Source organism: uncultured Streptococcus sp. (assembly GCF_963525625.1).
In the GTDB taxonomy this organism is placed as follows: Bacteria; Bacillota; Bacilli; order Lactobacillales; family Streptococcaceae; genus Streptococcus.
Genome location: NZ_CAURLD010000004.1, coordinates 47,390 through 71,059, shown reverse-complemented (window position 1 = coordinate 71,059; position 23,670 = coordinate 47,390). Strand labels below are relative to the sequence as shown.

At 42.2% G+C, this 23,670-nt stretch carries 22 protein-coding genes; 2 read left to right on the top strand and 20 right to left on the bottom strand.

Translation table 11 applies throughout. The features are described 5' to 3' along the window. Positions 1-286: 286 nt before the first annotated feature. Both RYK49_RS03500 and RYK49_RS03495 read right to left on the bottom strand, forming a co-directional pair. Positions 287-1,132, bottom strand: coding sequence for an ABC transporter ATP-binding protein (locus RYK49_RS03500; protein ID WP_314830738.1), 846 nt, complete (start codon positions 1,130-1,132; stop codon positions 287-289). Position 1,133: 1 nt separating this feature from the next. Then, on the bottom strand, positions 1,134-1,817 hold the full coding sequence (locus RYK49_RS03495) for a hypothetical protein (protein ID WP_314830739.1): 684 nt from the start codon (positions 1,815-1,817) through the stop codon (positions 1,134-1,136). Positions 1,818-3,126: 1,309 nt separating this feature from the next. On the opposite strand from RYK49_RS03495, the gene RYK49_RS03490 reads away from it, so the two are divergent. After that, a complete protein-coding gene (locus tag RYK49_RS03490) occupies positions 3,127-3,969 on the top strand; it encodes an Rgg/GadR/MutR family transcriptional regulator (RefSeq protein ID WP_314830740.1) in 843 nt (280 codons plus the stop codon). Positions 3,970-4,424: 455 nt separating this feature from the next. Here RYK49_RS03490 and RYK49_RS03485 read toward each other — a convergent pair whose 3' ends face one another. The 10 genes from RYK49_RS03485 to RYK49_RS03440 all read right to left on the bottom strand — a co-directional run bounded on the left by RYK49_RS03485 (position 4,425) and on the right by RYK49_RS03440 (position 14,601). Continuing rightward, the gene (locus RYK49_RS03485; RefSeq protein ID WP_314830741.1) at positions 4,425-5,576 is read right to left on the bottom strand and encodes an iron-containing alcohol dehydrogenase; all 1,152 of its coding nucleotides are present in this window, start codon (positions 5,574-5,576) and stop codon (positions 4,425-4,427) included. Positions 5,577-5,763: 187 nt separating this feature from the next. Continuing rightward, the gene (locus RYK49_RS03480) at positions 5,764-6,192 is read right to left on the bottom strand and encodes an RbsD/FucU domain-containing protein (RefSeq protein WP_314830742.1); all 429 of its coding nucleotides are present in this window, start codon (positions 6,190-6,192) and stop codon (positions 5,764-5,766) included. After that, a complete protein-coding gene (locus tag RYK49_RS03475; protein ID WP_314830743.1) occupies positions 6,193-7,677 on the bottom strand; it encodes a rhamnulokinase family protein in 1,485 nt (494 codons plus the stop codon). A gap of 42 nt (positions 7,678-7,719) precedes the next feature. Continuing rightward, on the bottom strand, positions 7,720-8,802 hold the full coding sequence (locus RYK49_RS03470; protein ID WP_314830744.1) for an ABC transporter substrate-binding protein: 1,083 nt from the start codon (positions 8,800-8,802) through the stop codon (positions 7,720-7,722). A 56-nt stretch (positions 8,803-8,858) separates the two neighbouring features. Beyond that, positions 8,859-9,818, bottom strand: coding sequence for an ABC transporter permease (locus RYK49_RS03465; RefSeq protein ID WP_223313787.1), 960 nt, complete (start codon positions 9,816-9,818; stop codon positions 8,859-8,861). Between the two features lie 48 nt (positions 9,819-9,866). Further along, positions 9,867-11,363, bottom strand: a complete 1,497-nt coding sequence (locus tag RYK49_RS03460; protein ID WP_002927994.1) for a sugar ABC transporter ATP-binding protein — start codon at positions 11,361-11,363, stop codon at positions 9,867-9,869. Between the two features lies 1 nt (position 11,364). Continuing rightward, positions 11,365-11,727, bottom strand: a complete 363-nt coding sequence (locus tag RYK49_RS03455; protein WP_314830745.1) for a PTS lactose/cellobiose transporter subunit IIA — start codon at positions 11,725-11,727, stop codon at positions 11,365-11,367. Positions 11,728-11,731: 4 nt separating this feature from the next. Beyond that, on the bottom strand, positions 11,732-12,028 hold the full coding sequence (locus tag RYK49_RS03450; protein WP_002916544.1) for a PTS sugar transporter subunit IIB: 297 nt from the start codon (positions 12,026-12,028) through the stop codon (positions 11,732-11,734). Between the two features lie 65 nt (positions 12,029-12,093). Then, entirely contained in the window at positions 12,094-13,860 is a 1,767-nt protein-coding gene (locus tag RYK49_RS03445; protein WP_125445685.1) for an L-fucose isomerase, read from the bottom strand. A gap of 21 nt (positions 13,861-13,881) precedes the next feature. Continuing rightward, positions 13,882-14,601, bottom strand: coding sequence for a class II aldolase/adducin family protein (locus RYK49_RS03440; protein WP_032906171.1), 720 nt, complete (start codon positions 14,599-14,601; stop codon positions 13,882-13,884). A 212-nt stretch (positions 14,602-14,813) separates the two neighbouring features. On the opposite strand from RYK49_RS03440, the gene RYK49_RS03435 reads away from it, so the two are divergent. Beyond that, the gene (locus RYK49_RS03435; RefSeq protein ID WP_314830746.1) at positions 14,814-15,566 is read left to right on the top strand and encodes a DeoR/GlpR family DNA-binding transcription regulator; all 753 of its coding nucleotides are present in this window, start codon (positions 14,814-14,816) and stop codon (positions 15,564-15,566) included. A 133-nt stretch (positions 15,567-15,699) separates the two neighbouring features. On the opposite strand, the gene RYK49_RS03430 is transcribed toward RYK49_RS03435, so the two are convergent. From RYK49_RS03430 to glmS, 8 genes are all read right to left on the bottom strand, one after another. Then, positions 15,700-16,464 (bottom strand): amino acid ABC transporter ATP-binding protein, encoded by a 765-nt coding sequence (locus tag RYK49_RS03430; RefSeq protein ID WP_314864895.1) that lies wholly within the window; start codon positions 16,462-16,464, stop codon positions 15,700-15,702. 12 nt (positions 16,465-16,476) lie between these two features. Next, positions 16,477-17,163 (bottom strand): amino acid ABC transporter permease, encoded by a 687-nt coding sequence (locus tag RYK49_RS03425; protein ID WP_002908663.1) that lies wholly within the window; start codon positions 17,161-17,163, stop codon positions 16,477-16,479. 3 nt (positions 17,164-17,166) lie between these two features. Continuing rightward, positions 17,167-17,859, bottom strand: a complete 693-nt coding sequence (locus RYK49_RS03420; RefSeq protein WP_002908662.1) for an amino acid ABC transporter permease — start codon at positions 17,857-17,859, stop codon at positions 17,167-17,169. A 207-nt stretch (positions 17,860-18,066) separates the two neighbouring features. After that, on the bottom strand, positions 18,067-18,951 hold the full coding sequence (locus RYK49_RS03415) for a transporter substrate-binding domain-containing protein (RefSeq protein ID WP_223313785.1): 885 nt from the start codon (positions 18,949-18,951) through the stop codon (positions 18,067-18,069). A 15-nt stretch (positions 18,952-18,966) separates the two neighbouring features. Next, positions 18,967-19,968, bottom strand: coding sequence for a uroporphyrinogen decarboxylase family protein (locus tag RYK49_RS03410; protein WP_314830750.1), 1,002 nt, complete (start codon positions 19,966-19,968; stop codon positions 18,967-18,969). Between the two features lie 88 nt (positions 19,969-20,056). After that, on the bottom strand, positions 20,057-20,257 hold the full coding sequence (locus RYK49_RS03405; protein ID WP_314830751.1) for a hypothetical protein: 201 nt from the start codon (positions 20,255-20,257) through the stop codon (positions 20,057-20,059). A 55-nt stretch (positions 20,258-20,312) separates the two neighbouring features. Beyond that, positions 20,313-21,359, bottom strand: a complete 1,047-nt coding sequence (locus RYK49_RS03400; RefSeq protein WP_314830752.1) for a uroporphyrinogen decarboxylase family protein — start codon at positions 21,357-21,359, stop codon at positions 20,313-20,315. A gap of 210 nt (positions 21,360-21,569) precedes the next feature. Next, on the bottom strand, positions 21,570-23,381 hold the full coding sequence (gene glmS / locus RYK49_RS03395) for a glutamine--fructose-6-phosphate transaminase (isomerizing) (protein WP_314830753.1): 1,812 nt from the start codon (positions 23,379-23,381) through the stop codon (positions 21,570-21,572). Positions 23,382-23,670: the final 289 nt, after the last annotated feature.

The following is a 23,670-nucleotide window of genomic DNA, read 5'->3' as shown; positions in this document are numbered from 1 at the left end:
TCTCTACTTTTATGAGTGAATCAAATCTCTTTCAGACGAAGATAATTTTACATAATTTTTAATCCTCCCAAAATAATTGCCTTCCGGCTGTATTCATACCTTCTGATTAAATTTACGTAAACTTTTTTGTTTACAGTTGTAATTTTATCATGACAGAATTTATTTGTCAATAGATTTTACATAATTTTTTTGAAATTGAAGAAAAAAACCCAATTTATAGGAAATCGGGATGTATAACGTTGAAGAAATAAACAGTATGCTTATCTTTTTGAAATTTATTACCGTACTATAGCTTTTCATATACCGACTCAATCAAACTTCTCTTTTTTTGATAAAACTCCGATATAGTATAAGAGGCAATGAGCTCTTTTAAAATTGCGCTGGCTTCCAGGCTATCTGAAAATATAAGCTCCAGTTCCTGATTTTGAAAAGAACGAATATACTTTTGAAGTTCCAATGCTTGACTAAGAGATTCTGCTTGAGGACTTACAAGACAGTAAACCAGTCCACCTACCTTATTATTGATTATTTCTTCTACGCTTCCTTGCTGTGTAATATAACCGCTTTCGATGATATAGATATAGTCTGACACCCGCTCTAATTCATCTATATTATGAGAAGTTAATAAAACAGCTGATCCATTTGATTTTAATTCTTTAATAATATCTAACATAATTAGTGCGGATGGCACATCTACTCCAGAAGTTGGCTCATCAAAAATATAGCTTTGGTAACTCCCGATAGCACACTGGATAAAGGATAATTTTTTCTTCATTCCAAAAGAGAAATCACTAATTTTATTTTTTAATTTATCCTTTATTCCTAATCTACTGGCAAGTTCAAGGGCTTCAGAAAATTCTGCGCCTTTCAGTTGAGACATAAACTTCAGAAATTCAATACCGCTCCAAGTTGGATACATAGAAGCAGCATCTGGCATTACGGATACTTTATCTTTTGTTATAGTTCCTGAATCACAGCGATAGTAGCCCATTATCAGACCAATCAGTGTTGATTTTCCCGCACCATTTTTTCCAACCAAAGAAGTAATCTTCCCATTTTCAAGATTAAGATTAATGCCTTTTATCACCTTATTCTTGTTAAATGCTTTTACGACATTATTGCATTGAATCATCTCAAACCTCTTTCTCTTCAAATATTCGCAATCCAATAAATACCAGTACAGCGGATAGAAGATATAACACTACAACTTCCCATGTCTTTGCCAAATAATGATAAGGCAAAAACCAACGAAAAACTTCTAGTATTTCCCAATTTTTCAACATGGAAATGGTATAAAGAACTGGAAATAAAATACTCAACATCAAGTTTAGCAAACTTGATAAGCGTTCACTTTTTGAAATAGTAGAAACTAACATGACAACACTTTGAATATATAAATAAAAGCCAACGATTGAAAGCAAGGAGTAGGGTGGGATAGAAAATAGCCCTTTTGTTGCGAACACAATCAACAATGAGAGGAAAGTTAAAATCAGAAAGTAGAATGCCGAAGCAGCATATTTAGATAGATATATGACACGTCTTGATATATAGGGGGTCAAAAACCTCATGGTCTGCGACTCTGCTTCACCAGAAATCAATCCCGAAAATAGCACAGAAGCAAACAAGTACCCTAAGAGAGCATAGATAATAAATAATGATTCAATCAAAGCAGAGCTAGCATTACTATCTAACAATTTTGTCACCACTGTTGAATACTTACCCATAAAATAAGCAGATACAGTGAAAAAAGCACAGACAAAAATTGATTTCTTAGAAAAAATCTCTCTTCTGAGAGTTGATAAAAATAAAATCACCATCCACCTCCGGAAGTTAAATTACGGTCAATTGATTCCACTATATTAGTTTATTTAAAATAGCTAGAAGCAATATCACAAAAAATATACAGATGCTTACACTTTTTACTAAATCTCTCAACGTGATAACTTGTGAATCAATCTTTTTTTCGATATTAATTGGCATAAAGTAATTAATCAGATAAAATAAAATAATCACAAGAAGATAGTTAATCAAATAAATTAATACTCTATGTGTTATTGTTCCTATGATAATTACCATGGGTAAAAATACTAATGATAACAAAAAAGTTGATCTTATAGCATAATATCGCAGTTCTTTTAACGTTTGACCATTATAAAAAAAGTGTATTTTCCCTTTTTGGTTCCTGAGATATTCAAAATAAACCAAATACATAAAGCATAGAATAGTAGAAACTAGTATAAATAGATAGTCATTTCTGCTATCTGTGATAAAACTTGTGGCAGATAACAAATAAACAATTATTAGATCATACAAAACTTTTGTTCTACAAATAAATATAAAAAACCTTCCAAACATTTAACTCCCTTTTCTAGAACTTAAAATCCACCAATTTAAAATGAGGAAAAAAACATATATTAGTATTAGCGACGAGAAATTCATGTTTATTGCATGCTGCATAATATTAGTAATAACAGCTGGTAACATTCCACGAATACTAAGAGCTAAAATAATGCAATAGATTGCTTTAATGATTGTACTTCCCATCTCTTTTTTTCTGTTTGACAAATATAGTGTACTAATTGAAATTTGCAAAGTAAAAAAAGAAAGAATTATCATAAAAAGGAAACAATATTTAAAGGATATATATGTAAAGTTTAAAGGGACTAAAAAATAAAAAGTTAGTAAAGTTGATAGTAAAATTTTTCTATAAGTGAAATAATGCTTAGTAGTACTTATGTTTAAAAAAGGAAAGAAAGCTCTCAATGAACTTGAAGTTTTAAATAATTTCTCCGTAGATACAGCAACATCGCACTGCCCAATCAAAAGCAAGAATTTTAGACCACATATGCATCTCCTTTCCAACTGCCATTAAAAAACTTGTCAGTAGCTAGCAAAAGCTCAATAATAGCAGTAATATGTATTGCAAATATTTACAATACTACTATACCGTCAATTTCCTTATTTTTTTATATTTCTCGAATCCGAATTTTTAATTTTCATTTTTTTCATATTTGCGATTTTATATATTTTTTACTAATTTAATTATCTCATAAATTTAGAAATTTTATAACTATTTTCTTGTAATTAAATTATTGTTATTCTATAATATGTAAAAAGGAGGTCAGTATGAAAAAATCTGTTGAATTGGGTGAACTATATAAGGATCTAAGAATTGCCAGAGGTTTGAAACTAAAGGATATAGCCAGAGATAATTTATCACTCTCCCAGCTATCAAAATTCGAAAATGGACAATCCATGCTGTCTGCCGATAAATTACTCCTTGCTATCACAGGGATTCACATGAGCTTTGCTGAATTTGGTCACGCTCTCAATAATTATGAAGTCAGTAACTTTTTCAAATTAGGTCAGAAAATTGCCACACTTTTTTCTAAACAAGATATAACTGGATTGAAAAATTTGTTAATTGATTACAAAGATTATGAGATATCTGAAATCTATAATCAATTAAATTTAATTGTTATTAGAAGTAGTATCCACTCCTTAGAACCCACATATGCCATTGATGAGAAAGATAAGGATCTACTTTCTACATATCTCTACAGTATTGAAGAATGGACAGAATATGAACTCTATCTATTTACAAATACCATGCCCTTACTGACCGATGAGGATTTAATTTTTCTCAGTAAAACATTCCTAGAACGTGATAAATTATATGCGTCTATTCCTACACATCAAAATTCTTCTAAATTGACGTTACTAAATCTAATCGGCCAAATGATTGACCGAAAACAATTTTACTACGTCAAATACTTTTCAGATATTTTAGAGGAGCGCATTAATTATCTAGATATGTTTCTTATCGTCAATTTAAAATTTTTATTGTTACTCTCCGAATATTTACAGGGAAAAAGTGAAAATTTAGAAGCTATGAAAAAATATATTGAAACGATTCAGGAGTTAGGAAATCCGCACTTAGCAGATTTGCTTCAAACATATTTACAATAGCTAGATTCAATATCTAATAAGAAGTCTTTATACAGTGAGCTGCACTCCAAAAATTAGATAGAAAATCTAACTTTTGGAGTGCAGCTTTATTAATACCGAACTTTTTATTATAATCGTTGCACAATTTTTTTATTTAACAAAGTAAATCTGCAATAAACGGAAAGATAATAATAATTGGTACCGTAAAGGCAAAAATAGATATAAAGATATGTTTTAGCATATTAATGTCCTCCTTCTACCCTCATTCTATCATAGAATTCATAGAATGATTCATTTTATCAAATATGAAATATTTTATACTCAATGGAAATCAAAGAGTATAACAATGAAAAGCCACTATCTATCAAAAGTCGAGTCCTTGCTCATTCCTATAAAGATGCCTTATTATCAAAAAACAAGCCCTGCAAGCTAATGTCATGCAGAGCCTTATTTGTTTCAGCAGAATTTTTTCGTTCTTAGAAGAGTTCTTTATAAAAAGCAATCGTTTCTTCTAGAGTTGGCATGAATGGATTGCCTGGCGCACAAGCATCAATCAAAGCGTTTTTAGATAGGTAGTCAAAGTCAAAGTCTTTTTCTTCGATACCAAGTTCAGTGAGTTTCTTCGGAATGCCGACCGTTTCAGACAGTTTTTCGATTTCAGAAATAGCATAAGCTGCACATTCTTCATCAGTCTTGCCTTCGATTTGCAGACCAAGAGCTTTGGCAACATTGCGGAAAGCTTCTGGTACCCGTTTAGCATTTTCACGCTCTACAACTGGCAGGAGCATGGCACAGCAGACACCGTGCGGCAGATTGTAAACTGCCCCAAGCTGGTGAGCCATAGAGTGAACATAACCTAGACCAGCATTGTTAAAGGACATACCGCCAAGGAAGATGGCATTCACCATGCCTTCACGCGCTTCAATATCATGGCCATTTGCAACCGCACGAGGAAGGTATTCCTTGATAAGTTCAATAGCTCCGATAGATAATTTCTTGGTTACACCGTAGGCTCCTGGTGTGACGAGAGCTTCGACTGCGTGAGTCAAAGCATCCATCCCTGTTGCTGCTGTGAGGGCAGCTGGTTTGGATACCATGAGTTCAGGGTCATTGACTGAGATCAGGGCCAAGCTATTCTTGTCCACCATAACCATCTTAACCTTGCGTTCCTCATCTGTGATGACGTAGTTGATGGTGATTTCAGCCGAAGTTCCCGCTGTAGTATTGATTGCCACTACTGGCAGACCTTTCTTAGCAGACTTGTGCAAACCCTCGTAGTCTTGTGGTTTGCCACCATTTGTCGCAATAACTGAAATACAGCTAGCCGCATCCTGCGGTGAACCTCCGCCGACACTGATGATGAAGTCACAGTTGTGTTCCTTGAGAGCAGCTACACCATCCATGACATTCTTACAAGTCGGATTTGGCTCAACATCGCTGAAGACCACATACTGGATACCTTCTGCATCTAGTGGTGCTAGGATTTGTGGCAAGATATCACTACCTTCGATAAACTTATCCGTCACCAGCAAGGCCTTGCTATAACCCACCTCCTTAATATAAGGCCCAACTTCCTTGACAACGCCTTTGCCGATAAGATTGACAGCGGGTACGTAAAATGTAGACATATATTTTCTCCTTCTGATTTATGTTGTTAATATAATGATACTGCAAAAGTTCGCTTTTTGCAAGAGTTTTTGTGATTTTTTTAACAAGTAGATCGATAAAAAAAGCAAAGAAAGTCCCAGATAAGGATGAGGAACAAGGACGCTCCTTTCAAGAAGCAACCTTGCCCATCTCTTACCTGTTTTTTCATTAGCTGGCAATGACACCTTTTTTCAAAATGATATTGCCGTACAGAGCTCCCTCGCCCGTTTGGATGACCAAATAAGCTTTTTCCGCCTGCTTATAGAAAGCAAAGCGTTCAAATTCTCTAATGGCTGTACCTGGATAGTGCTTTTCTAACAATGCCTTGTAGTCATTCCAGATGACTGGTACGGTCGGATCTCCCGGCACTACCTGCATAAGACCTGCTTGGTAGTCGCTATAAGTATCCAAGGGCAGCACAGTCAAGATAGCATCTAGCAGTGCTGGAACTCCGTGGCCGTCACAGCGAACAACCCGCTGACCAATCCGATGGGCAGGGAAGTTTGCATCGGCAATGACCACTTCATCTCCGTGCCCCATCTCCATCAGATACTTGACCAATTCTGGACTTAAAATAGTTGGAATATGCTTTAACATCTAGCTTCCTACTTTCATACTTGCTTGAAATTTTTGATAGGACTGAGCCAAGTCTGAACCTTCTTGAGGCTGGTATTGCTTGGTTTTTTCTGAATCCTTGATGAGCTTTTGGGCAGTCTGCCGATCTTGAATCTCACCCAAGATCAAAAGCTGTGCCAAGATATTTCCCAAAGCGCTGGCTTCAATCGGCCCTGTTAGGACTGGTTTATGGCTTACATCAGCTGTCAGCTGACAGAGCAGCTCATTTTGGATACCGCCGCCGACCATGTGAATCTGCTCGATTTTCTGACCGGTCAGGCTCTCAATTTGCTCCACGGTTTGACGGTAGGCAAAAGCGAGACTTTCCAAGACCACTCGGACAACCTCTGCTTTGCTTTGAGGGACAGGCTGGTTGGTCATATGGCAACGCTCCTTGACCTTAGCCTCCATGTCTCCTGGAGCTGCAAAAATAGCATCATTGGGGTTAATCCAAGAGCGATTATTCGTGACGTTTCTTGCCAGATTCACCATTTCAGCAAAGCTGATGTCCTGACCTTGCAAGCGCCAATCCCGCTGCAGTTCCTGGATAATCCAGAGCCCTGTCGTATTCTTCAAAATCCTATAGCGTCCGTCAAAGCAGCCTTCATTTGTCAGATTGGCCGCTAAAGCTTCCTGACTGGTTACAGGATTCTGAGATTCTAGACCGACTAGAGACCAAGTACCGCAAGAGATAAAGGCTGTTAGCTGCTCACTCGCATAAGGAATAGCCAGAACAGCTGCCGCTGTATCATGACCAGCCCCAGCAATGACATCAAAAGGCTCAATTTTCAGCTCTTGTGTGATCCGTGGCGACAGACTTCTCAGGACTTTTCCTCCCTGTATCACCTCACCAAACCACTTTTTAGGAATCCCCAGCGTCTCAAAAACGCTGTCAGACCATGTCTGAGAATTGATATTGAGCAAACCGCTGCTGCTGGCAATGGTATACTCGCTGGATAAAACACCTGACAAAAGATAGTTAATCAAATCCGGCATGAAGAGCACGCGCTCTGCAACTCTTGCCAAATAGGGCTTTTCCTGCAAATCAGCGAATATTTGCAGGACAGTATTAATGCAGGCAGGCTGTACGCCTGTCTCCTCAAAAAGCGCATCTTTGCTGATTTTCTTATAAAAAGTTTCTTCGTATTGGCCCATACGATTGTCACGATAACAATGCGGCTGGTAGAGCAGATCTCCGTTTTGGTCTAGGTAGGCATAGTCCACACCCCATGTATCAACGGATATGGATCGAATAGGAATCCCATCTTCTGAAGCTTTCTTGATCCCAATTTTAATTTCTCCAAACAGATGCAGGATATTCCAATAAAGACCGTCATTCACGTTCATCGGCTCGTTTTTGAACCGATGAACTTCTGATAGCTGGATACTATGGCCATTGTAAATTGCTTGCATGACACGACCTGAACTAGCACCTAGGTCAATGGCCAGTAATTTCATCAATGTCATTCTCATCTCCTCCAATACACCAATCTTTACAAACGATTTTGATTATTGGTAAAGCAATGGTTTGATTTCATCAGAGTCGATGTTCTTGGCATCATACCATTTTGATCCTGTGTCTACATCTTTGACTTCTTTTCCTTGAGCCGCTTCAATAGCTAATTTTACAGATTGATAGCCGATTTGAATCGGATCTTGCGTAACAGATCCTACAAAGAGACCGTTGCGAATCGCATCTTGCTGTAAGGCACCTGAGTCAAAACCGACAGCCAAAATCTTGTCTGCACCGAGCTTAGATTCCTTGAAACTGCCATTTGCGTTGATAATAGCTTTAGCTGCAAATTCATTTGAACCGTAAATAGCGACTGTATCTGATTTTTCAAGCACAGTTGATGCTTCTGTCTTACCAGCTGCATCATCTACCTGTGCTGGTACACGAACTTCAATGATAGCTTTGGCATCTGATTCAGAGACATTGTTCTTGAATTTATCGTGACCAACAACCGCAGTTTTAATACCTTTCTTTTCTAGCAACTCAACCATCTTATCAATGAAACCGGAAGTCCGTTGTGTGATAGAAAGTGAATTTGCTTCTTGGGAAACTACCCCGATACGAACCGGTTTGTCACCCAATTTCTTTTCTAACAATGGGAACAAGTGTTCTGCTGCATTGGCACCAGCAGCATGGTTGTCTGTAGAGGCTGTTGCTTTGATTGCTCCGTCTGGCGCACCCGGAACCCCTGAGTCAAAACCAATCAGCGGGATATTCTTGGCTTGGGCTTGTTTAATAGCGTCTAGCTCTGATTCGGTATCAAGCGCTGCTAGGGTAATCGCATCTGGATTTTTGTTAATGGCATTGTTCAACTGTTCTAATTGTTCTGCGATAGCGGTTTCATTTTGAGGTCCGACAAAAGTAATCTTGGCTCCAAATTCATCTGCAGCTTGTTCAGCACCCTTATTAACGGCTTTCCAGAAGTCATGTTGGAAACCTTTGGCAATCACTTCTACTCGATAGTCTCCACCCTTGCTGTTCGCAGCTTTATTGCTGTCTTTCTTAGAAGAACAAGCAACCAGTCCAATCGCAGCAGCAGCAAGAAGTGCCGCAGTAGCAAATTTAAATGATTTTCTCATGATAAAAGCTCCTATTATGTTTTATATACTCATATATATGATAGCGAGGGCTGTACTTATTTTTTCTTATTCTTGCGAATGAAAATATCAAAGTAAACAGCGACGATAACAACAAAACCAGTAATAAAGAGTTGATAGTGGGGCTGTAGGTCGATATATGGCAAACCAATTTTCAGGACTGACATGATGAAGACCCCGATAATGGTACCAATAACAGATCCGACACCACCAGCTAGAGAAGTTCCCCCTACTACGACACCGGCAATCGCATCCAGCTCCATACCGTTACCAGTACCTGGCAGAATCGTAGAGTAGGTGGCCGCATAAGCAACGGCTGCAAGCCCTGCTGACAGACCGCCTATGACATAGGCCATACCTTCCCATTTGACAACATTGACCCCAGACAGACGAGTAGCTTCTTTATTGGAGCCAATCGCGAAGATATAGCGGCCAATTTTTGTCTTGTTCAATACTACCGCAGCAAGGACAGCCACAAGCACCAGCACGATCAAGCCTGTCGGGAAATTATCCTGGGTTCGGAATAAATCTTTATACCAACCTTCACCTGTCCCACGAAGAGGGAAGGTTACACTTTGGACATTTGAGACAATGGAGCTCAGACCGCGGGAAATCATCATCGTACCCAGTGTCGCGATAAAAGGCGGTAAACCGAATTTTGCGACCATGATTCCATTGAGCAGGCCGAATAGTCCTCCAATGACTAGAATGGCCAGCAAAGACAGCCAGAGCGGCCAGCCCATCTTGGTATGAAGGACACCCCCGATAATAGCCGAGCACATCATCACCGTACCAATAGAGAGGTCAATACCACCTGTAATGATGACAAATGTGACCCCAATGGCAAGGAAACCAATGTAATATGACGCATCCAAGATACTGACTACCGTATCAAACGAACGAAATGATTCGCTGGAGATGGCAAAGAAGGCAAAGATTACCACCAAGGCAATCAAGGCAATCAGCTTTTGTAAACCAACTGTTTTTTCTAATTTCATCCATAAGGATTGTTTCTCTTCCATACGTAAACACCTCTGTTTTCACTTTTAACGGTCAGTCGCTAGCGCCAAGATTCTCTCTTGCGTTGCTTGGCTAATATCCAGCTCACCCGTTTTTCTACCTTCACACATGACTACGATTCGATCGCTCATCCGTAAGATTTCTGTCAGTTCTGACGAAATCATAATAATGGATTTGCCTTGAGCAACCAGATCATTCATCAGTGTGTATATTTCACTTTTTGCTCCGACATCAATCCCTCGTGTCGGCTCATCAAAGATTAAAATATCACTATTTTGTTCCAGCCATTTGGCAATGACTACTTTCTGCTGGTTGCCTCCCGAAAGATTGCGAACTAGCTGTTTGGATGACGGTGTCTTGGTATGTAAAGATTGAACAAACTGATCACTTGCCTTGACAATAGCACCATCATCAATCAAGCCAGCCTTGATATACTTATCAAGATTGGTTATAACCGTATTGTTGGCAATGGTCATGTCCACGATGCAGCCAAAGCGCTTGCGGTCTTCAGATAAGTAACCAATCCCTTCCCGAATGGCATCTTGGGGAGAATTGATGCTTACTTCTTTCCCATTTATAACAATGGAACCGCTTTCTTTTTTGTCTGCACCAAACAGCAAACGGGCAACTTCTGTCCGACCGGCTCCCATCAATCCTGAGAAACCTAGAATTTCACCCTTATGGAGTTTGAAACTCACATCTTTAACGGCCGTTCCAGCACAGAGGTTTTTCACTTCCAGTACCACAGGAGCATCTTCTGCTACTGTTGACGCAGCCTTAGGATCTTCATAAATCGTCCGTCCAACCATCATAGAGATGATTTCATCCTTGGTGGTGTCTTTGGTATTGACCGTGCCTACATACTCGCCGTCTCGCATAACAGTCACGCGGTCTGTGATGCGGGCAATCTCATCCATCCGGTGAGAAATGTAGATAATACCGACACCTTTAGCACGCAGGTCGTCAATGATGACAAAAAGCTCATTGATTTCCGATTCAGTCAGTGCTGCTGTCGGTTCGTCAAAGACTATCACTTTGGCATCCATTGAGAGGGCCTTTGCGATTTCGACCATTTGTTGTTTCCCAACCGTTAGATTTCCTACTTTTTCAGTTGGGTTGATGTCTAGTTTTAAGAGACTAAAGAGTTCTTTTGCTTTTTTAATACTGGATGCATCGTTAATGAAGAAGCTGCCTTGAACTTCTTCCCGTCCAATAAAGATATTTTGAGCCACTGTTAGATGGTTCATCATATTCAATTCTTGGTGAACGATAACGATTCCTGCATCCATTGCTTCCTTGGGCTTGGAATAGACCACCTCTTCTTGATTGTAATGAATGGTCCCCTCATTTGCTCCGTAGATACCAGTCAAGACCTTCATCAAAGTGGATTTACCAGCCCCATTTTCACCCATTAGAGCATGCACTTCACCAGCCCGCAAGTCAAAATTGACCCCTTTTAAGGCTCGGACTGGACCGAAGCTTTTAACAATGCCCTTCATTTCTAATATGACAGGATGATCCATGCTACTCACCTACCTGTTCCAGTTTTGCAATTCTTGCTTTTAAATCTTCGATTTCTTCTATTTGATTGAGAAATACGGCGGCCAATTCGAGTAATAAATGGCTATTCATAAAATGGTCCTGAGCATGGACCGCCAGCAGACTTGGAGGATTGGCTTGACCACTCAGTTCAGACTGGATAAGGCTGGTCTGTAAGTTGTGAGCCTCCACGCTGAGTTTTCTCGCTTGTTCCAACTCAGCATTTGATACTTCCTTCTGACCTGACTGAGCCAACTCCAAACTCTGCATGACTTGCGCAGTCACTTTACTACTCTTGATAATCAGTCGCATCAGCTCTTGGCTTGAGCCTTTGTCTTGTCCTGCCATAGGCTTAGTCCATCAATACTTCAGCCTGACGAAGCACTTCTTCGCCTCTCATCAACTCGAAATCTTCATCACTAATGACTGCGACTGGTACCTGTAGGCTTGCTTTAGCCTTTTCTTCTAAATAGGCTAATTGTGGGCTGAGCAATAAGACATCGATATTCTTCAAGTTATTCATACCCGTAATCCCAATGGAATAAAAGGAATAATCCAATTGGTCACGATGAATAACTTCATTGATTCGCTCTACCAACATACTGGTTGTTAAGCCACCCACACAGGCTAGAATAATTGTCTTGGTCATCTAAGCTACTCTCTTTCTATTGGGTAGGCTGTGTGCCTAGAAAGAGGCACGCCCACCCAAAATCTTTATTTATGAATTGGTCCTAATAATTGGCAAGCACGGTAGTCGGCTGATTCCAAATCTTCTGTGCCAAACAGTGACCAGTTCTTGGGACGGAAGATGTCTTCCTCTGGCACATTGTGCATATTGACTGGGATACGCAGCATGGAAGCCAGCGTAATCAAATCCGCCCCGATATGGCCATAGGTAATGGCACCGTGGTTGGCTCCCCAGTTGTTCATAACATCATAGACAGACTTGAAGGCACCTTTTCCTGTCAAACGCGGTGCAAACCAAGTGGTTGGCCAGCCTGGATCTGTCCGATTATCCAAGGTATGATGCACTTCCTCTGGCAATTCCAAGGTATATCCTTCAGCGATTTGCAAGACCGGACCTACGCCTTTCAGGATGTTCAAGCGCACCATGGTCACAGGCATATGACCCTTGGTCAAGAAGCGAGTAGAGAAGCCGCCGCCACGGAAGTATTCGCGATTGGCTGGTGGGAAGTCCGTGTTTTCAAGCATGGCATCCACTTCACTTTGTTCTAATTCCCAGAATGGCTTGATAACTGGCTTGCCATCTCGACTGGCTTGACCAGTTCCATCCAGGGTACAAGAACCAGAGTTAATCAAGTGTAGGAAGCCATCAGCTGCCTGGCCTTCTAACTTGTGTCCTGTCACACGTTCTACCGCTTCTGGACTCCAATAAGTCCGGACATCTGCGAAGATTTGCGGTGTATTTGTCAAGAGGTAGTTAAAGAGCATAGACACACCGTTTAGCGAGTCATTTTCTGTCGCAAAGACATAAGGCTTACGAATGCCGTTCCAGTCAAACTGAGTATTGAGGAAGGTTTCCATGAAGTCCCCGTTCGGGAAGTGGTCAGTCCATTGACGCTGACCTTGGAAGCCAGCAACTAAGGCATGATGCCCAACAGCTTCTTCCTCAAAGCCAAGCTCAGCCAAGCGAGGATTGCCTTGCATGAGATCCCGGCCAATCATGAACATCTTGACTACAAATTCCCATTGTTTTGCTTTTTCTTCTGGAGAAAGAACCAAGTCCTCACGGTTGCGATCCACACCCTCTTTGATGTGCTCTTTGACCCAAACCATGGCCCGTTCAAATTCTTCGTGGTCATAAATGCCACGGTCAATCCGACGAGTAAACTCCGTCATATCAACTGATTCATTACGCATACCCAGGTATTCTTGGAAGAAGTCTGGATTGACAATGGAGCCACCGATTCCCATGGAGACGCTGCCCATGGACAAGTAAGCTGTGTCACGCATCAGTCCTGTTGCCAAAGCAGCCCGGCTATAACGGAGAATTTTTTCTTTTACATCTTCTGGAATTTCAGTGTCGCTAGCTTCCTGGACATCTCTGCCATAAATACCAAAAGCTGGAATACCTTTTTGAGCGTGTGAAGCCAATACTGCAGCGAGATAAACAGCTCCTGGCCGTTCAGTGCCATTGAAGCCCCAGATTGCATGTGGAATATCTGGTGACATATCCATGGTTTCACTACCATAGCACCAGCATGGTGTCACTGTGATAGTCGCGCAGACATTTGATTTTTTGAATAATTCATGTGATGCGGCTGCCTCAGGCACACGACCGATGGTAGATGGCGAAATAACACATTCAACAGGCTGACCGTCAGGATATTTCAAGGTTGAGCTAATCAAGTCAGCCACACTTTTAGCCATATTCATGGTTTGTACTTCTAGTGATTCCCGAACACCTTGGCGACGTCCGTCAATAGTTGGACGAATTCCAATACGTGGATGTTGAGTCATAATCATTTCCTCCGATGTTTCTTATTCTTTGATGCTTCCGTCACCATTATATTTGCGATAACCAGGGTGACGGCCTGTGACTTTATAATTGGCCCGCATTGCAAATAAGCGTTCCAAGGTTGGACGAGAAATCTCTTCCTCCTCAACCCCCTTAGTGGAAAGCAACATGCGTCCGTGGAAGGTGGTCTTAGCAACCAGCTCCAAGGTTTCCATCCGATAGTAAGCTGTAATTACATCACTTCCTACAGTCAATGCACCATGGTTTTCAAGTAACATGACATCATGTTCTGGTAAGTATGGGGTGATAGCATCTGGCACTTCCATGGTAGATGGCACACCAAAGGGAGTGATAGGAATTGCTCCTACTACAATGGCACTCTCGATTAAGGAATAGGTATCAAGCGGAATATGAGCCAGTGCAAAGCCAGTCGCAATTGGCGGATGCGCGTGGACGACAGCATTCACATCCTCCCGTTCTTCATAGCAGCGAATGTGCATCTTGATTTCACTGGACGGACGATAGCCGTCCTGAGCCTCAATAATCTCCCCTTTTAGATTGAGCTTGACGAGTTTTTCAGGCGTGATAAAGCTCTTACTGATACCTGTTGGCGTTGCAATAATGGTATCTTGGTCTAGACGGACTGAAACATTGCCGTCATTAGCGGCTACCCAGCCTAATTGCCACATTTTGTGGCATACATCACATATTTGTTCGCGGATTATTTCTTCTTGATGATCCATAATCTCACTCCTTTCTGGATTCATCATAGTATTTTTTGTAAGCGCATTCAATACCTATACCTCTAATTGATAAATAGCCAACTTTTATATAACAATATAGCCAAAACTGTTCATAATCGTTCAATCTAATGGTTACTATATTGATTTTTTTTCGTTTATTGTGTTATAATGTGACCATAAATGTTCATCTTTGTTCATCGGTGGAGGTCACTATGGTTTCTTTGGAACGAATGAGTCGAATTATAGACATTCTCAGCAAGCGAAAGATTATTGCAACCGCCCAACTTGAAGAACTTTTGTACTGTTCTACATCAACACTTCGACGGGACTTGATTGAGCTAGAAAAAGAGGGGAAAATCATCCGCTCTCATGGTGAGGTCATGCTGATTACGGCCAACAATGTAGAATATGTGTATTCTGCTCGCGCCCGTGAAGAAGAAAAAAGCAAGCAGCAAATTGCTGAAATTGCTTCAACCTTTATCACTCATAACCAGTCTATCTTCATTGACAGCTCTACGACTGCAGCCATGCTCATTCCGCATTTGGCACCTTTCCAGAACCTACGTGTCATAACCAATGGTATTGAAGCAGCCCGCCAGCTAAATAATTTTGAAAATGTCACCCTCTTCTTATCAGGCGGACATATTGGCTGCGGGACCAATTCTGCGCTGGGCGATTTTGCAGCCAACTTCATCAACAATTTCCATGCAGACTTACTCTTCTTTAGCTGCCGCGGATTGGATCGCTACGCTGCTTACGAAGCCAACCACAATCAGGCACATATCAAGCGGGAAATGATCGCTAATAGTGACAAGGCAATTCTATTGGCCGACCACTCTAAGTTTAACACCAGTCATTACTTCAAACTTTCCAACTACTCTAGTCTGGATTGCATTATCACCGACCAGCCACCAATCGAATCCTTCCAAAACGCTGTCGGCAGCCAGTGCGAAATCCTCTGGTAAGCAACTTTTATAAAACACAAACTAGACCGAGATATGCTTATCTTGGTCTAGTTTTTTGTCTATCTTTTTCATTATTGAGTCAAAGAATAACAGCTATCTATCAAAAATAAACAATCTGGACACAATCCAGATTTTAAATCATATACTCTACACTATAGCTGGCATCCGACAGAATGCGGGACAGAAACTGTTTGGTCCGCTCTTCCTTTGGACTGCTGAAGAATTCCTGAGGAGGATTTTCTTCGATGATGTGACCTCCGTCCATAAAGATAACATGGTTGGCCACATCACGAGCAAAGCTCATCTCATGGGTCACAACAACCATGGTCACTCCCTCCTGAGCCAACTGTTTCATGACGCTGAGAACTTCACCGACCAATTCCGGATCTAGAGCCGAAGTTGGTTCATCCAGCAGGATGACATCTGGCTTGACAGCAATGGCACGCGCAATCCCAATCCGCTGCTGCTGGCCGCCTGATAGCTGAGAAGGATAGTAGTCTTTGTAGGCCAAGAGGCCCACGCGATTCAAGGACTCTTCCGCAATCTTAAGCGCTTCTTCCCTCGGTATCTTACGAGCTATCACTAAGCCTTCTAAGATATTTTCAAGGGCTGTTTTATTGGCAAAGAGATTATAATGCTGGAAGACAAAGGCCGTCTTTCTACGAATTTCCAAAATCTCCTTTTTGCTGAGCTTAGCCAAATCATAGTCCTTACCAGACAAAGTCAACTGGCCGCCATCCGCTTTTTCTAAGTGATTCAGACAGCGCAGAAATGTTGTTTTCCCAGAGCCTGACGGTCCCAGAATAACTACAACGTCACCTTGATTGACCTTGAGACTGACATCTGCCAGCACCTGGTGCTCTCCAAATCGTTTGGAGATATGTTTTACTTCTAACATAATCTTTCCTTCCTAAGCAAGAGCGTAGCGCTTTTCCAAGCCCCTAAACATCCACTGAATCAAGCCACAAATAATGAGATAAATAACAAAAATCACCAGATAAGACTCTGAATACTGGTAAGAATGGGAGGCCTCTATCTTAGCCAAGGCTGTGATATCCTTGACTGTCATGACAAATACCAACGAAGTTCCCTTGACTAGATTGATAACCAGATTGGCCAGATTGGGCAGGGCTGAGCGCAGAGCCTGAGGAAAAACAATTCTCCGATAGGCTTGAAAATTCGTTAAACCAATCGCTTGAGCCGCTTCTAACTGCCCTTTATCCACTGTTAATATGGCAGAGCGCAGTATTTCCGACAAGCTGCCTGTCGTCATCAGGCTATAAATGATGAAAGCATAGTAAAGCGGATTGAACTTAAAGACGTCTACCTGACTGCCCAGACTTTTAAAAATTTGATTCAGTAAGCTAGGAAAAAGACTATAGAAAAAGAGAATGAGCAAAATGGGAGGCGTCGCCCGAATAAAGGCCAGATAAACCACTGAAAAGGTCCGCACACCTCGAACTTTATAAATCTGCCCTAAAGCCAAGAGCAAGGCTGGAATAAAGCTGAGCAGAATAGCCACCACCATAATGATCAGGGTTACCGGTATGCCTTTCAAAGTAACCAGAAAGGTATTTACAATATAATTCAAATCCATGCTTTACCTCTCCTTGACTATCAGACTTTTTTCCAGAAGCTGGGAAGCAAGCGAAACCACTAGGGCAATCCCCCAGTAAATCAAGGCCACCGCTGTATAGGTTTCGAGGGAATAATTGCCTAGATTACGGCTGATGAGATTTTGCCCCGCTCCCATGACATCAACTGCCCCAATCGTATAAGCTAGCGCAGCATCCCGCATGAGATTAAGAAGGGCAGTAGTCAGATTGGGCAGGGCGATGCGAAAAGCCTGTGGCAGGACAATACGCAGAAAAGTCTGCACCGGTGCCAAGCCAATACTGAGACCTGCCTCGGTCTGTCCCTTGGGAACAGCAAGATAAGCTGCCTTGAAGACTTCCGCAATCATGGCCGCAAAGAGCAGAATCATGGTGATGATGACAAACACAGTCCGCGACCAATTATTGATATCCAGCCCCAGCCACCATTCTAAAAACTCTGGAATGCCATAAAAAACCAAGAAAAGTAAGACAATAGGCGGTGTACATCTAAGGATAAATATATATCCTCTAGCTAGGCCAGCAAAAGACTGCTCCTCAGAAATCTGAGCCCAAGCCAACAGACCACCCAGCAAGGAGCCAATCAAAGCTGTCACAAACATAATCCATAAAGTGGTCGGCAGAGCCTGCAGCAGACTAGGCAGCAGGCCAAAGACACGGGATAAGTCATACGAGACCATAATTTTCTTCTCCTTCGACAGTGATTAGATAGAATAAGCTTCTCTTGGGCGGGCACTTTCAGCTTGGAGCAGCCATGCTCTCGCCTAGTTATCCTCTTTGAAAATTCCTTCAAACAGCAGCAAGGTCAGCTTAGAAGCCACCAACTCTATATTCAGCCAGCTTCTCAGTCAGCCTTTTGATTTTCCGTAATCAGCAGACAGCAGCCACTAATCCTTGTCCACATAAGAGAAGACATCTTCTCCGAAATACTTTTCAGATAGTTTAGCCAAGGTTCCGTCCTTTTCCAGTTCCTTAATTGCCTTCTCGTATGCCTTAGCAAATTCTTCATTTTTTTCGTTTTTATGAAGCAGGGGATAGGTCGGAATCCCCTTGTAAGGGAACCAAGTCAGTTGATCCGCATACTGATGGTAAGAACCTTCTTTGTCTGTCACAGCTTTTTCAAAAGACAGCTTGATATCAAAGAAAGCATCGTAGCGCCCTTCCAGAACCCAAGCATAAGCATCAGCTACCTTGAAGGACTCTGCTGCAGTCAAATCAATAGGAGCACCGCTATGCTTCTGATTATATTCTTCGATAACGGCCCATTGAGCATTCTGCGGAGAAATCGGTACCAGCTTGCCCTTTTCCTTGGCAAAATCATCAATGGTTTTGTATTTTTCAGCGTCTTCCTTGCGGATAGTGAAACCGATAATGCTAGCACCGATTGGGCTTTCTGGAATGATGAACTTCTTCGCCCGCTCTTCGGTATACCATGCTCCCTTGGTTCCAATATCATATTTCCCAGATTCCAGACCGACTAAGAGATCCTCATCACTGGTACCAGTATATTCAAACTGATAGTCTGGCAGCTTCTCATCAATGGCCTTGAGAACAGCAACCTCATAGCCATCTGACTCGCCTTTTTCGTCCACAAAGTCATAAGGAACATAGTTCTGTGTATGTGCCACTTTCAAAGTTGTGACCTTACCACTGCCTGACGCAGAGCTGCTTGTCTTGCTAGATGAAGCACCTGTCAAGGTCCGCCCCAAATAAGTCGCAGCTACAATAGCAATCACTGCTGCTCCACCAATAATCCATTTTTTCTTGCTCATTCTTTCGTCTCCTTCTTATGCTAAGCTTGCTGCTTGGCGAACCCACTGAATCCGCTCTGCCTTAATATCGCTTGGAATAGTACAGTCAGCCCCGATAATCAAAGCTTCCTTGCCAGCCTCTGCTATCAGCCGCTTGGTCTCGTCTTGAATAGCCGCTTGGCTGCCCGTGTAGAGCAGGCCGTCCTTGCCATTTTCAAAGCCACCGAGAACAGTCCGGCCGCCAAATAATTTTCGTCCCTCCGCTAGGCTGATGCCTTCTGGCCCCACTGCCCAGTTGATGACTTGAGCTGGATAATCTGTGAAAAGATGAATATCGTTTCGCGCGCCTTCGTAGCCACAAATGTGCAGGATATTCACTCCGCCAGCCGCGTTGGCTGCTTCCAGCACCGCCAATTCACTAGGAGCAATAAAAGTCTTATAGTCTTCAGCCGACACCCGCGCATCCTGGATGCTCTGAACGCTAAGGTAGATTCCATCCGCACCAGCTTCCTTGATAATCCGCTCCGTCAGAGCCGCAATATCTTGAGCAATCACGTCCAGCACCCGCTTCGTGAGCACCGCATCCTCTGCCAGGAAATCTGCAATGATGTCATCTCCACCGGCAACCTTGCCGACCAGCCATTTGAAGTAGGTCACTGGCGCAAAAATATTGTAAATAGCGACCAAGTCCTCTGTAAAGCTAGCCTTAATCTTCTGAACCAACTCCACCTGCTCACTAATCCAAGGGTGATCAGCACCTAGCGGCTCAATATCTGCCAACTCCTTGATAGATTGGACTTTTTTCAAGCGCTCGTTAGGATAAGCAAAATAACCATCACTCATCAGCTTGATAAAGTCTGGCTCTACTTCTGCCAGAAAAGCTTGATGACCAGCCAGATTTTTCTCAATAATGACCTGATTCCCAAAACCAGCCAACCACTCCTCCTCGCTGGTAAAATGATGCCAGAAACCAACTGGCACTCGGTCAACAGGCTCTCCTCTGAAAGCTTTCAGTACTAATTCTCTTTTTGAAGTCATCTTCTCTCCTTTTTCTATTATTCCTATCTAGCCAATGAGTTGTTTGTTAGCTTTTTAATTAGGCTAATTCATCTTTTTAAGTAAAATTCTAATCCGACAAGAGCAGAGCAGCGATATCATCGGGCTGCATCAAGCCAGTTGACTGCTCTGGCAGTTTCTTGAGCACCTGCAAATCATCTTCTTTTTTGTCTGAAGACTGATGGGCATAAATCTGACTGATGCTCAGAAAGGTTCCTATTATCAAGAATATCAGAGCAAGAGCAGCAAGCCTTTTTTGATACCGATTCATCTATCTTCCTCCTTGAAAGAGTTGAAAAATGCTATTTATGGCTTTGGCAAGTCCGTCAGAACTGACTAGCTGCATGACGAATCCAGTCCAGCCTTTCTATTTCGAAATCATCTGGTACTGTGCAGTCAGCCCCTAGAATCACTCCCTGACTGCCAGTTTCAGCCAGCAGTTGCTTGGTCTCAGCCTCTAATTCTGCACGAGTGCCTGTATTTAGAAGAGCTGCTCTACCATTTTCAAAGCCGCCCAGGACAATCTGACCGCCAAAGAGCTTGCGCCCTTCCGCTAAGCTGACCCCCTCATGATGGGTTGCCCAGTTAAAGACTTGAGCCGGATAGTCTTTGAACAGTTCCAAATCATTGCTGGCCCCTTCAAAGCCGCAGATGTGGAGAATATTCTGACCGCCAGCCGCATTGGCTGCTTCTAGGACCTTAACCGTACTAGGCTCAATATAACGACGATAACTGGCCGCATCTACTCGGCCGTCTTGGACTTGCTGAGTACTGAGATAAATTCCCTCAATGTCCGCTTCCTCAATAATCCGCCTAGTCAAAATAGCAATATCGCCAGCAATGACATCTAGAACATGTCCTGTCAGCTCAGGATCGTCTGCTAGAAAATCTGCAATTTCTCTATCTCCTCGTGACCCTTCCCGGCGGAACCAGCGCTTGAGATAGGAGACCGGCGCAAAGATATTGTAGAAGGAAGCGAGCTCTTCTGGATAGCTTGCCTTTACAGTCTTCACCATCTCAATCTGCTGCTCAATCCAAGGATGATGCTCACCGATAGACTGGATAGCTACCAAGTCCCGAATAGACTCAATTTGATCCGAATAAAGCGCGCTAGGATACTTAAAGAAGCCATCGCTCATAATCTTGACAAAGTCTGGCCGTGCAGCTCGAACATAAGCAGCATGCCCCTCAACACTTTTATTGAAAATCACTGGATTGTCCAGGCCCAGCATCTTTTCCTCTTGGCTTACAAAGTGAAACCAGAATCCAACAGGCACTCGGTCAACTTCTTCACCCCGAAAAGCTCTCAGCACTAATTCTTTCTTGCTGGCCATTACTTCCTCCTTCTTTGAATTTGTAATATATCTTACCATCCCCTCCTTCTCCTGGGAAATATATTTTCCCTATCAGCCTGATTAAAAATATTTATCAAAGCAAAATAAAAAAGCTAGACTAAGCTAGCTTTTTCAAGGCTTTTCAGACCCTGCTGAATAACCTTATTTTTTGTACCCCTTTTAGATAAGGACCATATATATTTTCTATGGATGAGATAGGTAATTTTTATAGGCAATGGCCCTCTGTGCTTATTCTACAGTGACAGACTTAGCCAGATTACGCGGTTTGTCAACATCCAGACCACGGTGCAAGGTTGCAAAGTAAGCAATGAGCTGTGTCGGTACCACCATAGAGATTGGTGACAGGTATGGGTGAACCTGATTGAGCACGATATCGTCGCCTTCTTTGGCTACATTCTCCTCAGCAATGGTCAACACCTTGGCACCCCGAGCTACGACTTCTGAAATATTGCCCCGAGTATGGCTAGCCAAGACTTCGTCTGAAAGCAGGGCCAAAACTGGTGTTCCATCTTCAATCAGAGAGATCGTACCGTGTTTGAGCTCACCAGCCGCGAAGCCTTCACACTGGATATAAGAAATTTCTTTGAGTTTTAAGCTAGCTTCCATCGCCACATAGTAGTCTTGACCACGGCCGATATAGAAAGCATTGCGAGTTGTTTCTAGAAGGCCGCGGACCTTATTGTCAATCAACTCTTTTTCTGACAAAGTGGACTCAATAGACTGCGCAACTAAGGACAGCTCGTGAACCAAGTCAAAGGCCGCCGCTTTCTCAGAATCATTGGCATCGCCAACAGCTTTAGCCAAGAAAGCCAAGGTTGCAATTTGAGCTGTATAGGCCTTAGTAGAAGCAACAGCAATCTCAGGACCTGCATGCAGCAGCATGGTATGATTGGCTTCCCGAGAAAGCGTAGAACCTGGAACATTGGTCACGGTCAAACTTGGAATACCCATTTGATTCGCCTTGACTAAGACCTGACGGCTATCAGCTGTTTCACCAGATTGGCTGATAAAGATGAAGAGAGGCTTCTTGCTAAGGAGCGGCATAGCATAGCCCCACTCAGAGGCAATTCCCAGCTCAACCGGTGTATCCGTCAGCTCTTCCAGCATACGCTTAGAAGCATAGCCAGCATGGTAAGAAGTTCCAGCCGCAAGGATATAGAGACGGTCAGCTTCCTGAACAGCCTTGACAATATCCGCATCTACTGATACTTGCCCCTTATCATCTGTATAAGCGCTGATTAGCTTACGCATCACAGTTGGCTGCTCATCGATTTCTTTGAGCATATAGTATGGATAAGTTCCCTTACCGATATCGGACAAATCTAGCTCAGCAGTATAGCTTTCACGCTCCAGAGTATTCCCGTCATAATCCTGCACTTCCACACTGTCTTTACGGACAATAACCAGCTCTTGGTCATGAATTTCCATAAACTGATTCGTCTCACGAATCATGGCCATGGCATCTGAACAGACCATATTGTAGCCATCACCAAGCCCGACTAGTAGTGGAGATTTATTTTTAGCAACATAGATAACATCTGCATCTTCTGAATCCACCAAAGCAAAGGCATAAGAACCACGGATAATGTGAAGAGCTTTTTTAAAGGCTTCTAAAAGAGACAAGCCTTCTTCTTCAGCAAATTTGCCAATCAGATGCACAGCAATCTCTGTATCTGTCTGCCCCTTGAAGTCATGATCAGCTAGGTAAGTATTCTTAATATCAAGGTAGTTCTCAATCACACCGTTGTGAACCAAGACAAAACGGCCAGTCTGTGAAGTATGAGGATGGGCATTGTTTTCACTTGGTTTTCCATGAGTAGCCCAACGAGTATGTCCGATACCAGTAGTCCCAGCAACATCAATGCCAATTTTAGCATGTAGGTCAGCGATACGACCGACCGACTTGATCAGACTAGAAGTTTTCCCTGTTGTTACAAAAATTCCAGCTGAGTCATAACCTCGGTATTCCAGCTTTTCTAAGCCCTGCATCAAGATATCAGTTGCGTTGCGATTTCCGACAACTCCGACAATTCCACACATAACATTACTTCTGATTTCTAGTCTTAGAAACCAGCCCTTCTTATTGAAAATTGGTATAGTCTTCTTGGAGTCCAAAAACTCCAACAAAGCTAGTATACACACTGTTTTTCACTTTGTCAAGTATGAAATTGGTATAGTTTTCTTTAAGGAAAGTATGCTTGGATTCTCTCTTCACTAAACAGCCCCTTGAAGCATTTAGAAAAATGGACAGATATAGTAAAAATGACTTTCTCTATGACTAAAAATTTGGAAAATAGAAGCTCAACATACCACAGACCTGTCTTTGATG